The sequence below is a fragment of the Amycolatopsis sp. NPDC004079 genome (genome assembly GCF_040610415.1).
GTDB classification, from domain to species: Bacteria; Actinomycetota; Actinomycetes; order Mycobacteriales; family Pseudonocardiaceae; genus Amycolatopsis; species Amycolatopsis halotolerans.
In genome coordinates, this window is record NZ_JBEXMH010000038.1 from 1 (window position 1) to 13,067 (window position 13,067).

Below are 13,067 nucleotides of genomic sequence, written 5' to 3' on the forward strand. Positions count from 1 at the left end.
CCCGCTCTACCTACCCCCCCCCAACCACACCCCCCCCCCCCAAACTTCCACCCCCCGGGGCACCGCCCCCCCGTTGGGGGGCTGCCCGGCGTGACAGGCCGAAGGCCCCACACGCCGGGCAGCCCCCAAACGCCGGCTTAAAAGCGATCCCGCCCGCGACGACGAAGTCGGCGCCAAAAACACAGCTGGTGAGCTACCTAGCCAACTACACCACGGCAAAGGCGGCGACGCTCCCATACAAGACTTCATGAACCAGGCCGCCGCACATTTCGCCTCCCTGCAGAAACCGCTCAGACTCGCAGCCGACGATTTCCTCCGCACCAGCACCGACCCCCGACACCTCGACGGCGTCCGACGACTGTGGCGAGCCAGCGCCCGCAGCGGCGACTTCTACCTCCGCGACTACACCGGCCGCTACTGCCTCGGCTACGAACAGTTCTACGCCGACGACGAACGCTGTCTGGAACACGAAACCCCACCAGAGGTAGTCACCGAACAGAACTGGTTCTTCCGGCTTTCCCGCTACTCCGGCGAAATCCTGGAGCTACTGGAGTCCGGCCGGATCCGGATCGAACCAGCCGCCCGACGCCGTGAGGTGCTGGGATTCGTGCGCGCCGGGCTGTCCGACATCAGCGTCTCCCGCCCCGCCGCCCGCTCGGACGGCTGGGGCATCCCAGTACCCGGCTCTCCCGATCAGGTGATCTACGTCTGGTGGGACGCACTCGCCAACTACCTCACCGCCGACCCGGCGCGCTGGACCGACGCAACCGAACGAGTGCACGTGATCGGCAAAGGCATCCTGCGCTTCCACGCCGTCTACTGGCCCGCCCTGCTGCTCTCGGCGGGCGAACGGCTGCCGGACACCATCTTCGTGCACGACTATCTGACCGTGGACGGCGCGAAGATCTCCAAGAGCGCGGGCAACACCGTCCGTCCGACAGACCTGATCGACCGGTACGGCGCGGATGCCGTCCGCTGGTGGCTGCTGCGCGAAGTCGCCCCGCTCGGCGACACCGACTTCACCGAAGCCCGGCTGATCGCCCGCGCCGACCAGGAACTCGCCAACGGACTCGGCAATCTCGTGCACCGCGTGCTCAGCCTCGCCCGGCGCACCGGCCGGATCACCTCTGCCAGTCCACTAAGGACAGTGCACTCGCTCGCCGACCGGATCGACGCGGCACTCGCGGATTTCGACTTCCGCGCGGCCACAGGCGCTGCGGTCGAGGTGATCGCCGACGCGAACCGACACGTCGAACAGACCCGGCCGTGGACGTTGAACGGCACCGACCTGGACGAGGTGCTCGGGACTGTCGTAAGCACTTGCCGTGAGCTGGCAACCGAAATCAGCCCGTTCCTCCCGGACGGAGCCGCCCACCTGCACGCGCGACTCACCAGCGGAGCACCGGACCGCCTCTATCCCCGGCTAGCGCAATAACCGAGGCACCAACCGCACGTAACACACCATGCCGACCACCTCCGCCAACGTCTGCGCCACCACCGCGACCGGCGCGACCGCGAACTCGTCCGGCAACGCCAGCGCCAGCGGGAGCACCACCAGCGAGTTCCGCGTGGCCCCGGTGAAAACGATCGCCCGTCCGGCCGGAACGTCCAACCGGAACAGCCGCGCGACGCCGAGGCCCGCGAACGCCATCACCACCAGGAAAACCACGTAGAACGGCACCACCGACGCGACCGGGCCGAGTCCGCCGTGGAGCTTCGGGGTTTGCGACGCGACGACCGTCACCAGCGTCGCGGCCATCAGCGGCACCATGGCGGTCCCGGCCGCGGCGGCGAACCGGCGGCCAGCCTCGTGCCGGGCCGCCCAGGCTTGGGTGAGCCAGGCCAGCGCCAGCGGGAGGACGATCAGCACGAGAAACGCCTTCAGGAAAGGTCCGACCCGCACGACTTGCGCCAGGTCCGCGCCCAGGAAGAGGAACAAGAACCCGGGCAGCAGGATCATCTGCGCGAGCAGCAGGAACGGCGTCGCGGCGAGCAGGCGGCGACTGCTGCCTCCGGCCAGGCCGCTGAAGACGATCACGTAGTCGACGCACGGGGCCAGCAGCACGAGCAGCATGCCCAGTCGCAGCGCCTGTCCGGCCGGGAAGAACGGGAACATCGCCGCGACCACCAGCGGCACGACGACGAAGTTCACCGCCAGCGCGGCACCGAGGAACCGGCCGTCGCGCAGGGAGCGGCCCAGTTCAGCGGCGGGCACCTGGAGGAACGTGACGTACAGCAGTGCCGCCAGCACCGGGTTGATCGCCGGTTCCAGGCCGGGTCCGGCCGCCGGGGCCAGCCAGCCGAGCAGGGCGCCGACGGCGAGCGCGCCGAGGTAGATGACGACCTGGTGCCGTTCCATCCGCGACACCAGGCCGGATGATTGCGACAACGGGCGCGCTCCTTCACGAATGCCAGGTACCGGACCAGCCTAGCGATCGACCCGGCAGCCCGCGGAAAGCCACCGTCTTGACGAAATCCTAACGCCCGCGAGTCCCGTTTTAATACACTCCTGACGCAAGAGAAGAACCCATTTCTTAACGCATTTCGGAATGGGGTTGATCTCGCCGCACAGCGCGTGCGAGCCGGGTCGCGCGTGCATGCTGAGCCCGTGACAGACACGGAAGAACCCCAGCGCCGCCTGGAACCGGGCGCGTTCGGGTACGCGGTGAAGCGGCTGTTTCTCGGCAAACCGCTCATCAACGCGCAATTAACGCACGAACGCCTTTCCAACACGACCGCATTGGGCGTGCTTTCCCCGGACGCGATCTCGTCGTCGGCGTATGGCACCGAGCAGATCCTGGTCGAACTGCTCCCCTACGCCGGGCTCGCCGCGTTCAGCCTGGTGCTGCCGATCACCGGCGTGATCCTGGTCATCCTGGTGCTGGTCGCCGCGTCGTACCGGCAGGTCGTGATGGCCTACACGCGTGCGGGCGGGTCGTACGTGGTCGCGCGGGAGAACTTCGGGCCGCGCGTCGCGCAGGTCGCCGCGGCGGCGTTGCTGATCGACTACATCGTGACCGTCGCCGTGCAGACCTCGGCGGGGACGGTCGCCGTGGTGTCCGCGATACCGGCGCTAGGGCCGTACAGCCTGGAGATCACCATCGCGATCGTCGTCCTGCTCTGTTACGCCAACCTGCGCGGCCTGCGCGAAGCGGGCCGTCCGTTCGCGATCCCGACCTATCTGTTCTCCGCGCTGATGCTCGTGATGATCGTGGTCGGCCTGGTCAAGGCGATGACGGTCGGGCTCCCGGCCTACGACGCCGCCCACCTGCCCGGCGCGGTCCCGGTCCAGCACGGGGACGGCCTCATCGCCGGCGCGACGGTTCTGGTGCTGCTGCGTGCTTTCGCCAACGGCGGTTCGTCGCTGACCGGCGTGGAAGCGATCTCCAACACGGTGTCCGCCTTCCGCAGTCCGCGCGGCCCCAACGCCCGCAAAGTCCTGGTCACGATGGCCGTCATCCTCGGCGTCCTGGTCGGCGGCGTGTCACTGCTCGCCTTCTTCACCCACGCGACGCCGTACGCGAGCGGCTACCCATCGGTGGTCTCCCAGGAAGCCCGCGCGGTGTTCGGCGACGGCTGGTTCGGGCAGGCGATGTTCGTCGCGATCCAGACCGCGACCGCGCTCATCCTCTACACCGGTGCCAACACCAGCTTCAACGGCTTCCCGTTCCTCGCCAGTTTCGTTGCCAGCGACCGTTTCCTGCCCCGTCAGCTGACTACGCGCGGACATCGACTGGTGTTCTCCAACGGCATCCTCGTGCTGACTGTGCTCGCCGTCGCGCTGCTGTTCTTCTCCGGCGGCACGGTGACCGCGCTGGTGCCGTTCTACGCGATCGGCGTGTTCACCGGCTTCGCCATGGCCGGGTACGGCATGACCAAACACCATCTGCGCCTGCGCGAGCAGGGCTGGCGGTTCAAGCTCTCGGTCAACCTCGCCGCCGGGATTCTGTCCACTGTGGTCGTCGGGATCTTCGCCATCGCCAAGTTCACCGAGGGTGCTTGGCTGGTCGTAGTGGTGTTCCCGATCCTCGTGTTCGTCCTCATCAGACTCAACCGCGAGTACCGCGCCGAAGCCGCCGTGCTCGAACGCATCACCGCCAACCGCGCCAACCCGACGCGATACGCGCGCCACCAGGTTTTCGTGCTGGTCAACACGATCGACCTGGCTGTCCTCGAAGCACTGCGCTACGGCAAGAGCCTCCGGCCGGACAAGATCACTGCCGTGCACTTCGTGATCGACGCGCAAGCCGCCGAACGCCTCCGCGCCCGATGGGAAGAGCTCGGCATGAAAACCGGCCTGCGCTTGATCGACGTCCCCGACCGGCGAATCGCCCGCGCCGCTTACACGTTGGTACAGAAGGCGATCACCGAAGCGGAACGAACCAGCGTCACCGTGCTCCTGCCGCGCCGAAGCTACGCGCCCTTGCTCGGACGGCTGCTGCACGACCGCACCGCCGACCGGATCGCCCGCATCGTCAGCCGCATCCCGCAAGCCGCCGCGACGATCGTGCCGTACGACGTGCAGACCCGGATCCGCACGCTCATGCCGCACCTGCCCGAGGAACGCGCCACCGCGGCCGTCGAACGACTGCTCACCCGCATCGGCACCGCACAGAAGGAAGAACTGACCCCCAGCGCCATCGCCGAGTTGCGCCCGGGCACCGACGTCAGCGTCGACGGCAGGCTTCAGGAACTGACAGTGTCCGAAGAGGACACTCGCGGACCGGTTCTCACCGCACAGCTCACCGACGACACCGCGACTGTCGCATTGGAATTCAGCCAAGCCCACCCCGACCTCGAACCCGGCCAGGTGCTGCGCGTGACCGGCCGAGTGGCCGAGGGAGCGCCGCTGGTCATCCGCGACCCGGTCTGCCACATCCTCGAAGCAGCCGGAGAAGAGGAGGAAGACCGTTCCCGCGCCGAGTGATCAGCCGGACAGTCCGTTGAGGATCGCGTCGATACCGAACCCGAACGCCTCGTCCGAATCCCCGCTGTGCGCCGGATCCTCCTCGACAATCCCCGCCCGGACCAGCTCCGCGTGGTTCTGCTCCTCCGACACAAAGCCGAGTACATAATGGACAACCGTCCGCGCCGCCCACTCCGCCCGCCGCTCGTCGAACCTCCCGGTGAACAGCCGACGCAGCGCATGCGTGGGCACCAGCAGATCCGGCCGGTACGCCTGCACGAACGACACCACCTCCGCCCCGTCGCGGACTTGCAGCAGCGCTGAGCGGAAGCCTTCAGCCGCGTCGCGCGGGTCCTTCGCCACCCCTGGCAGGCCCTTCAGGATCCGCGCGGCGACGACGGCGAGCAGCTCCTGTTTGTTGGCGACGTGGTAGTACAGCGCGCCCGGCTGGACCCCCAGGTCGAGGGCCACCCGCCGCATCGACAGGCTGCTCAGCCCGGCCTCTCGCAGCAGCTCGTACGCCCGGTCGACGATCTGGTCTCGCGTCACCTTCACCCCTCTCATTCTGCCTGCCGCTTGCTTCCGGCCGAGCGGCCGCCTAGGATTTGATAGGTGTTCAAAACCTTCGACGACCTGGCCGACCGGCAGCTGGCCGGCGGCGTACTCGACCGAACTGACGCCCGCGCGGTGCTGGAATGCCCGGACGAGGACGTGCTCGGCCTGGTCGCGGCGGCCGGGCGGCTGCGGCGCGCGCACTTCGGCAACCGGGTCAAGGTCAACTACCTCGTCAACCTGAAATCGGGCCTGTGCCCCGAGGACTGCGGGTACTGCTCGCAGCGGCTCGGGTCGTCCGCGCAGATCCTCAAGTACTCGTGGCTGTCCGCCGAGGAAACGGCGCGCCAGGCGAGCGCGGGCGTCCAGGGCGGCGCGTCGCGGGTCTGCCTGGTCGCGAGCGGGCGCGGGCCGAGCGACCGCGATGTCGACCGCGTCGCGCAGGCCGTCGAGGCGGTGAAGTCCGCGCATTCCGATGTGGAGGTGTGCGCGTGCCTCGGGCTGCTCAAGGACGGCCAGGCCGAGAAGCTGCGCGAAGCCGGCGTCGACGCCTATAACCACAACCTCAACACCAGCGAGTCGCGGTACTCCGAGATCTGCACGACGCACGGCTACGACGACCGCGTCGACACGGTCGAAAAGGCCAAGTCCGCCGGGCTTTCCGCGTGCTCCGGCCTGATTGTCGGCATGGGCGAGACCGACGACGAGCTCATCGACGCGATCTTCGCGCTGCGCGACATCGACAGCGATTCGATCCCGGTCAACTTCCTGATGCCGTTCGAGGGCACGCCGCTCGCCGGAACCTGGGAGCTGAGCCCGCTGCGCGCGCTGCGCATCCTCGCGCTGGCGCGATTCGCTTGCCCGACGAAGGAAGTCCGGATGGCCGGGGGCCGCGAGATGCACCTGCGGTCGCTGCAGCCGATCGCGCTGCACGTGGTGAACTCGCTGTTCCTCGGCGACTACCTCACCAGCGAGGGCCAGGCCGCGAAGGCCGACCTCGAGATGATCGCCGACGCCGGGTTCGAGGTCCTCGGCGCGGGCGAACAGCAGCAGGCCGAGCACTCCTCCCCGTCGCTGCGGGAACGCGGCGCGGGCACCGCCGCCGCGCCCAACGCGTGACCGCCGTGGTGTCGATGCACGACTGGCTGACCTCCGCCGAGAGGGACCGGCACGTCGCCGGCCTCGTCCGGCGGACCGATGATCGACGGCATCCCCGAGCGTCCACATTGGACCTCGCGTCGAACGATTATCTGAGCCTCAGCACCGATCCGCGATTGCGCGCAGCCGCCGTCCGAGCCGTCGAAAAGTACGGTGCGGGCGCGGGCGCGTCGCGAGTCGTCACCGGCACCACGCCGTGTCACACGGAACTGGAGCGCGAACTGGCCGACCTCACCGGGCAACCGGCCGCGCTCGGGTTTTCCAGCGGCTACACGGCGAACATCGGCGTCATCACCGCACTCGGCTCGCCGGACACGCTGCTGATCACCGACGCGCACATCCACGCGTCGCTGATCGACGGCGCGCGGCTGTCCCGCTCCCCCGTCGCGATCTGCCCGCACGGCGACCTGGACGCGCTCGCGCACCTGCTGCGCGACCGGTCGCAGGAACGGGCGATCGTGGTGGTCGAGTCGATCTATTCCGTGCTCGGCGACGCGACGGATCTTGTTCGCACCGCGGCATTGTGCGCTGAATACGACGCGTTCCTGGTGGTGGACGAAGCGCACGGCATCGGCGTCGCAGGCAACGGCCGGGGCGCGGTGCACGCGGCCGGTCTCGCGGGCGCGCCACACGTCGCGGTGACCGCCACTTTGTCGAAGGCATTGGGCGCACAGGGCGGCGCGGTGCTGGGATCGCCGTTGCTGCGCGAACATCTGGTCAACACCGCGCGGACATTCATCTTCGACACCGGCCTCGCCCCCGCCGCCGCGGCGAGTGCGGCGGAAGCGTGCCGGATCATCGCGGCCGAGCCTTCGCGAGTCGAGGACCTGCACCACGCTGCCGTCGCGATCGCCGACGCCGCCGGGGTTTCGCGGGCGCCGGGGGCAGTGCAGTCGATTCCCGCGGACTCGCCGGAGCAGGCTGTGGCCGCCGCGAACCTGCTGTACGAACGGGACATCGTCGTCGGCTGCTTCCGACCGCCGAGCGTCCCGGACGGCGTCTCCCGGCTCCGGCTAGTCGCGCGGGCCGGGGTTGACCTGGATCGTGCGCAGGAGGCTGCGCGGCTGGCTGCCCAGTGGTCGCGCGCCGCGAGCATCGTCTGACCGGCTCGCCCGCGCTCGGGGAACAGATCTAGGACGAATCTAGGACGGCGGCTCTTAGCGTCGATCTCCCACGACGGCTTGAAACGAGCCGTCGCACACATCGTCAGGGGAGACAATGAATCTTGCCCGAAAGCTGGCAACCGCGGCCATCGCGGCCGGTCTCACCACCGCTGGAGTCCTCGGCGCGACCACCCCGGCCAGCGCCACGGTCGTGAACTCCTCGTGCAACCTCTCAAGCGTTGTCCGGGTCTATTACGACGGCGGCTCCTACTGCTATGTCTGGGACGGTGACAAGAGTTCCAACTTTGGCTGGATGGACATCCGACACGCCCGTAAGGTGGTATCGGACAGCTACATAGGATCCGTGCGGGACAACCAAGGAAACATGTACGGTTTCACCCGTGGCAATGTCAACAAGCCCCTCCTGCTTAACGGTGTGACGCTGACCGGGATCTTCTTCGACTACAACTGAGGTGAAAGGCGCGCGTTCGGCGGATCGCGGTCCGCTGAACGCGCGCCTTTCGCACACCCCCTAGTCGCGCGCTCCGGAATTAGCCGGAACCGTGCCGCTTGCCACGACACCCAGTGGTCGCGCGCCGCGAGCCTCCTCCGGTGCCTTCCGGAACACCGCATCAAGCGCCAGCGCGCCAGGCCCCGTGAACACCAGCAACAGGAACGCCCAGCAGAACATCGCCGCCGACTCACCGTGGTTTTGCAGCGGCAGCAACCCGTCCGGCTGGTGGACGACGAAGTACGCGTACGCCATCGAGCCCGACGCGAGCAACGCCGCGATCCGAGTACCCGCCCCGAAGGCCACCAAAAGGCCGCCCACAAGCTGGATCACCGCCGCGTACCAGGACGGCCATACGCCCACCGCGACCGTTCCGCCCTTCGGGCCGCCGCCGAAAATCCCGAACAGCGCCGCCGCGCCGTGGGCCGCGAAGAGCAGGCCTACGACGATCCGGAACAGGCCGAGCACGAACGGGACGGCCCGGTCGAGCACACGCTCTGGCATGGGTCCTCCTCGGAGAGTGACTAAGGTAAGGCTTGCCATACCGTACGTGCCGGGGTTCCTCCCGTCCAGACGCTGTGACGCTCGCTAAATCGGGCTGAACCGTTCCGGCGCCGGCCGCGTGTCGAGGGAAGGGCACCACCCACGCACGGTTGGAGGCTGGGATGAAGGTCAAAATTCGGGCAACCCCAAGAACTTTCGGACTGGTGGCCGCACTGGCCGCGGCGGGCTTGTTCGCCGCGGCGTGCGGCGGCAACAACGGCACCGGTGGCAACAGCGGCGCCAACGGGAGCACGGCCGCACCGCCGACGCATTTGACCGACAGCAACGGCGACACGATCTACTTGTTCGCCGCGGACCACGACGGCCAGTCCGTCTGCACCGCCAGCTGCGCGAGCTACTGGCCCCCGGTCAAGGCGGGCACCCAGCTCACCGGACCCGCCCAGGGCAGCCTCGGTGCGATCACCCGGCAGGACGGGTCCAAGCAGGAAACGCTCGACGGGCATCCGCTGTACCGCTACCTCGGCGACCACTCCCCGGGCCAGACCAACGGCCAGGGCCTGAACCTCAGCGGCGGGCTGTGGTGGATGGTCTCGCCGGGCGGCGTCGCGATCACCGGCGCGGCAGCGCCCGCCGCGCCCAGCACCGCGCCATCGGGCACCGGCGGGTACAGCGGGGGCGGCTACACCGGCGGCGGGTACGGCTGAGCAGCGAGGTAACACCTTTCCGGGTAGGCGCAGTCTCAACTGGGTACCTCTGATCAGGGCACCTTGACCGCGCTCCCGAATAAGACCAAACTTCGCTAGTGATATAAGTACTCCCGTCGTCCCCGCATCGAAGGAGTTCGTCAGTGACCTCGTCGTTCGTCATCATCGGAGCCGGGCTGGCCGGAGCCAAAGCCGCGGAAGCGTTGCGCGACAAGGGTTTCGACGGGAAAATCACCATCGTCGGCGACGAGCGGCACCTCCCCTACGAGCGTCCGCCGCTGTCGAAGGACTACCTCGCGGGCAACACCGACGCCGAGAGCTTCCGGGTGCATGACGCCGCGTGGTACGCCGAAAAGAACGTCGAGCTGCGCCAGGGCGTCAAGGCGACCGCGATCGCGCGGGACGAGAAGCAGGTGAGGCTCGACGACGGCACCAGCCTCGGCTACGACAAGCTCCTGCTGGCCACCGGCGCGAGCCCGCGCGTGCTGCCGGACACCGCGGGGATCCACTACCTGCGCCGGATCGAGGACTCCGACCGGCTCCGCGAGCTGTTCGGCACCGCGGCCAAGCTGGTGGTCGTCGGCGGCGGCTGGATCGGCCTCGAAGCGACCGCCGCCGCGCGTCAGGCCGGGGTCGAGGTCACCGTCGTCGAGGCGCTCGAACTGCCGCTGATCACCGCGCTCGGCCGACAGGTCGCGCCGGTGTTCGCCGACCTGCACCGCGCGCACGGCGTCGACCTGCGGCTCGGCGTCCAGGTCGAGCACATCTCCAACGGCGGCCAGGGCAAGCGGATCCGCTTGGGCGACGGCAGCGTCCTCGAGGCGGACGCCGTGCTCGCCGGGATCGGCGCGAAGCCGAACGTCGAACTGGCCGAGGCGGCCGGCCTCCGCGTCGACAACGGCGTGGTGGCTGACGCCAGCCTGCGCACGAGCGACCCGGACATCTTCGCCGCGGGCGACGTCGCGAACGCCTATCACCCGTTCCTGGGCAAGCACCTGCGCGTCGAGCACTGGGCGAACGCGCTCAACCAGCCCGCCGTGGCCGCGGGCGGGATGCTCGGCAACGAGGAGTCGTACGACGAGCTGCCGTACTTCTTCACCGACCAGTACGACCTCGGCATGGAATACCTCGGCACCATCGAGGGCCACGACCGCGTCGTCTTCCGCGGCGACGTGGCCGGGCGCGAGTTCATCGCCTTCTGGCTCAAGGAAAACCGCGTGCTGGCCGGGATGAACGTCAACGTCTGGGACGTCACGGACCCGATCAAGGCGCTCATCCGCTCCGGCAAGGCAGTGGACCCGGAGCGGCTGGCCGACCCAGGGGTTCCGCTGGAGGACCTCGCCTGATTCCGGCGCCCGCGGGCCGCTCCGTTTCCGGGGCGGCCCGCTAGGCTTTCGCCGTGGGGACTGAAATCCTTTCCGCGGGCTGGGAATCGCCGTACTACCTCGTCCGGACTTCGGCGTTCGACGCGATGTTCCTCGTCGGCGGCGGCGAGGAACCCGACGAGGTGGACAACGTCGACGTCGAGGTCCGCTATCCCGACGGCTCCCGGTGGAGCGCGACGATGTTCACCCTCGACGAGGTCGACCGGATCATGCGCCGCTGGGAAAGCACCGGCGAGTGCGCCAGTGGCAGCTACTTCGTTTGTGTCGATCAGGTGATCGTCCGCGAACCCGGCGTGCGCAAGATGACCGCCGCGCTGATCGCGATGCACGACTACGGCGAACTCACGTCTCATCTGATGCGCTTGGACGACTAGTCCCGGGGCAGCAACCCCTCCAACGCCAGCTCCACAAACCGCCGCCAGTCCCCGCTCCCCGTGCGGACCACCGACGACAAGCAACCGACCAGCAGGTACACGTCGCCGACCGTGCAATCCGCGCGGAGCACCCCCGCCGCCTGGTCCGCCGCGATCGCTTGCGCCACCACGGTTTCCAGCTCCGCCAGGGCATCGCCGCGCGGTTCGCTCCCCGCCGACCCGCGCGCCGTCTCGATGGCGGACGACAGCGCCCGGTCTCCGGACAGCACCTCGCCGACGTGCCGCAGATAGCGGTTGACCCCGGATCTCCCGTCGAGGCACAGCTTCCGCGCGTACTCCGCGATCTCGGCGAACCGCTGCTCCGCCAACGCTTCCACGAGCGCCCGCCGGTCCGGGAAATTCCGGTACACCGTCCCGACGCCCACTCCGGCGACCCGCGCGATCTCCGGCAGCTGGACCTCGTCGTGCTCGGCGAGCAGCGTGCGGGCCGCCTCCAGCACGCGTGCCCGGTTGCGTTCCGCGTCCGCCCTCGGCTTGCGCTCCGTTGACAACCGACGCCCTCCTCTGGTTAATCTGGAAACGGACTCCGCTTCCATTACGTTCGAGAGGATACCCCATGACGAAGGACCGCTTCCTGCTGCTGCAGCCCGGCGAGGCGCGCCCGGGCCGGGTGCCGCTGCCGCCCGCGTTCGCGGTGAAGGCGATGACGGGCGACACCGAGACCCGGTTCTCCCTGATGGAGGTGACGCTGGCCCGCGACATCCCGCGCCACGTCCACCACGAGGCCGACGAGTGCATTTACGTCTTGGAAGGCGAACTGGGCATCGACTTCGCCGACGAGACGCATGTCGCGACGAAGGGGATGTTCGTGCTGCTGCCGCACGGGGTTCCGCACGCGCTGCGGGCAGTGTCGGATCCCGCGCCGCGGTTGCTGCAGATCTCCTCGCCCGGCGGGTGGGAGCACTATCTGGAGGATCTGTTCGAGGCCGGGCCCGCGGTGCTGACGGACGGCGCGGTGGACCCGGTGAAGATCAATCCGGTGGCGGCCCGGTACTCGATCACCTATGAGGAGAGCTGATTCCGCGTCAGTGCTGCAGCACCGGCCAGACCGCCGCCGGATGACAGTGCTCCGGGCACGCGAGCAAGTACAGTGCGTTGCCAAGAAACAGCACGTAGGCGTAGGAATAGGAGCTGTCCGGCTGTTCAGGCTGACCCGGGCGGCTCTCGAACCCGACATCCTCCGGCAGGCCGCACAAGAACAGCATCTCAGCGCCGCACGCGCAGCGGTGGCTTTCCGGATCCTGCTGCCAGCGCGGCAGTCCGCCGACCTTGAACTCGCCCCGGCCGACGCTCAGCCCGGTGTGCGTTTCGCCGGGGAGGGCGGTCCGCCACACGGTCTCCGTCTCGAGCTCCGGACGGAGCGCCAGTTCGCGGCCGAGAAGATGCGGTTCCTCCGCGTCGGCCGGGCCGGTCGCGTCCCGGTGCAGCATGATCCGCCAGAACGCCCCGGGATGGCCCCAAATCCGCGGTTTTTCCCAGTAGCGCTCCGGAAACTGCTGCGAATCTTCCCGCAGACAGGCAGCGTCGTTGTGCACCGGGCACTGGAACACGAGCAGGTGGTCGCCGCCGAACCGCGGGATGTCCGGCGGGACGTCCAACTGGAAGAAGAGCACCATGCGCGCGCCGCAGTAGCACTCCGGCCAGTCCTCGCCCTCGGGCAGGATCGGCCTGCCGCCGAAGGTATTCCGGGAACCGGGCCCGGCCGGGGCGCGCAGGGTTTCCACCAGATACATCGGAACGTCAGAGCGGCGAATCTCGGAGGACGGCTCGAAGACAGTCACCGGATCAGCCTAGGACAGCCCGAAATCTC

14 protein-coding genes are annotated in these 13,067 nt (G+C 68.7%); 9 read left to right on the top strand and 5 right to left on the bottom strand.

The window, feature by feature from the left end:
* Positions 1 to 247: 247 nt before the first annotated feature.
* A complete protein-coding gene (locus ABZX37_RS31235; RefSeq protein WP_354745595.1) occupies positions 248 to 1,435 on the top strand; it encodes a methionine--tRNA ligase in 1,188 nt (395 codons plus the stop codon).
* On the opposite strand, the gene ABZX37_RS31240 is transcribed toward ABZX37_RS31235, so the two are convergent.
* Positions 1,424 to 2,359 carry a bile acid:sodium symporter gene (locus ABZX37_RS31240; RefSeq protein WP_354745777.1) on the bottom strand — a complete coding sequence of 312 codons (936 nt, stop codon included), beginning with the start codon at positions 2,357 to 2,359 and terminating at the stop codon, positions 1,424 to 1,426. The genes ABZX37_RS31235 and ABZX37_RS31240 overlap by 12 nt on opposite strands.
* Positions 2,360 to 2,608: 249 nt before the next feature.
* Here ABZX37_RS31240 and ABZX37_RS31245 point away from each other — a divergent pair, with 249 nt between their 5' ends.
* The gene (locus ABZX37_RS31245; protein WP_354745597.1) at positions 2,609 to 4,927 is read left to right on the top strand and encodes an amino acid permease; all 2,319 of its coding nucleotides are present in this window, start codon (positions 2,609 to 2,611) and stop codon (positions 4,925 to 4,927) included.
* Here ABZX37_RS31245 and ABZX37_RS31250 read toward each other — a convergent pair whose 3' ends face one another.
* Positions 4,928 to 5,470, bottom strand: coding sequence for a TetR family transcriptional regulator (locus tag ABZX37_RS31250; RefSeq protein WP_354745599.1), 543 nt, complete (start codon positions 5,468 to 5,470; stop codon positions 4,928 to 4,930).
* Between the two features lie 69 nt (positions 5,471 to 5,539).
* On the opposite strand from ABZX37_RS31250, the gene bioB reads away from it, so the two are divergent.
* From bioB to ABZX37_RS31265, 3 genes are all read left to right on the top strand, one after another.
* On the top strand, positions 5,540 to 6,577 hold the full coding sequence (gene bioB / locus ABZX37_RS31255) for a biotin synthase BioB (protein WP_354745779.1): 1,038 nt from the start codon (positions 5,540 to 5,542) through the stop codon (positions 6,575 to 6,577).
* Complete coding sequence (locus ABZX37_RS31260) at positions 6,574 to 7,719, top strand: 8-amino-7-oxononanoate synthase (RefSeq protein WP_354745601.1); 1,146 nt, start codon at positions 6,574 to 6,576, stop codon at positions 7,717 to 7,719. Before bioB ends, ABZX37_RS31260 begins: the two co-directional genes overlap by 4 nt.
* 115 nt (positions 7,720 to 7,834) lie before the next feature.
* Positions 7,835 to 8,191: a hypothetical protein gene (locus ABZX37_RS31265; protein ID WP_354745603.1), complete on the top strand. Its 357-nt coding sequence runs from the start codon at positions 7,835 to 7,837 to the stop codon at positions 8,189 to 8,191.
* Positions 8,192 to 8,251: 60 nt separating this feature from the next.
* Here the strand turns inward: ABZX37_RS31265 and ABZX37_RS31270 are convergent, their stop codons facing one another.
* A complete protein-coding gene (locus ABZX37_RS31270; RefSeq protein ID WP_354745605.1) occupies positions 8,252 to 8,734 on the bottom strand; it encodes a DoxX family protein in 483 nt (160 codons plus the stop codon).
* Between the two features lie 161 nt (positions 8,735 to 8,895).
* Here ABZX37_RS31270 and ABZX37_RS31275 point away from each other — a divergent pair, with 161 nt between their 5' ends.
* The 3 genes from ABZX37_RS31275 (at position 8,896) to ABZX37_RS31285 (ending at position 11,197) form a co-directional block, all read left to right on the top strand.
* Positions 8,896 to 9,438 carry a hypothetical protein gene (locus ABZX37_RS31275; RefSeq protein WP_354745607.1) on the top strand — a complete coding sequence of 181 codons (543 nt, stop codon included), beginning with the start codon at positions 8,896 to 8,898 and terminating at the stop codon, positions 9,436 to 9,438.
* A 143-nt stretch (positions 9,439 to 9,581) separates the two neighbouring features.
* Complete coding sequence (locus ABZX37_RS31280) at positions 9,582 to 10,784, top strand: FAD-dependent oxidoreductase (protein WP_354745609.1); 1,203 nt, start codon at positions 9,582 to 9,584, stop codon at positions 10,782 to 10,784.
* 53 nt (positions 10,785 to 10,837) lie between these two features.
* Positions 10,838 to 11,197 (top strand): hypothetical protein, encoded by a 360-nt coding sequence (locus ABZX37_RS31285; RefSeq protein WP_354745611.1) that lies wholly within the window; start codon positions 10,838 to 10,840, stop codon positions 11,195 to 11,197.
* Here the strand turns inward: ABZX37_RS31285 and ABZX37_RS31290 are convergent.
* Positions 11,194 to 11,748 (bottom strand): helix-turn-helix domain-containing protein, encoded by a 555-nt coding sequence (locus ABZX37_RS31290; protein WP_354745613.1) that lies wholly within the window; start codon positions 11,746 to 11,748, stop codon positions 11,194 to 11,196. The genes ABZX37_RS31285 and ABZX37_RS31290 overlap by 4 nt on opposite strands.
* Positions 11,749 to 11,813: 65 nt before the next feature.
* On the opposite strand from ABZX37_RS31290, the gene ABZX37_RS31295 reads away from it, so the two are divergent.
* On the top strand, positions 11,814 to 12,275 hold the full coding sequence (locus ABZX37_RS31295; RefSeq protein WP_354745615.1) for a cupin domain-containing protein: 462 nt from the start codon (positions 11,814 to 11,816) through the stop codon (positions 12,273 to 12,275).
* Positions 12,276 to 12,282: 7 nt separating this feature from the next.
* On the opposite strand, the gene ABZX37_RS31300 is transcribed toward ABZX37_RS31295, so the two are convergent.
* Positions 12,283 to 13,038 carry a hypothetical protein gene (locus ABZX37_RS31300; RefSeq protein ID WP_354745616.1) on the bottom strand — a complete coding sequence of 252 codons (756 nt, stop codon included), beginning with the start codon at positions 13,036 to 13,038 and terminating at the stop codon, positions 12,283 to 12,285.
* Positions 13,039 to 13,067 lie beyond the last annotated feature (29 nt).